Annotated in this window: 1 protein-coding gene; it reads right to left on the bottom strand. The window is 72.2% G+C overall.

Translation table 11 applies throughout. From position 1 onward, the window contains the following. The coding region (locus tag MKK55_RS14500; RefSeq protein WP_409566062.1) for a hypothetical protein at positions 1 to 287 on the bottom strand (287 nt) is incomplete at its 3' end. Between the last annotated feature and the right edge of the window lie 44 nt (positions 288 to 331).

Raw genomic sequence — 331 nt, 5'->3', positions numbered from 1 at the left:
GCAAGGTGAACTGGTCGGTGGTGAACGGCGACCCGAAGAAGGGCGAGACCAACACCGCCCCGCTCCTGCCGGTGGAGCACCGTGGCGGCGTTGGCCGCGTCCTTCCTCCGGTCGCCGGTCACCACCGGCCAGTCCACCTGGCCGGACTGCGCGGCGACGGACACCACCGCGGCGTCGGCCTCGCGGACGGTGTTCGCGTTGTCCGCGAACGCCACGCCGCCGTTGCCCTTGGCGCGGCCGATAACCGGGAGGGGTGCCGGCTCCGTGTTGCGCTGGTCCTCCCACACGATCTGGTCCTCATGCGCGACGCAGAGGGTCGGCGCTCTGCTCG

The organism is Methylobacterium sp. J-059 (genome assembly GCF_022829485.1).
GTDB lineage: Bacteria > Pseudomonadota > Alphaproteobacteria > Rhizobiales > Beijerinckiaceae > Methylobacterium.
The sequence above is the reverse complement of the archived record's forward strand: the minus strand, read 5'-3'. Positions and strand labels throughout refer to the sequence as shown.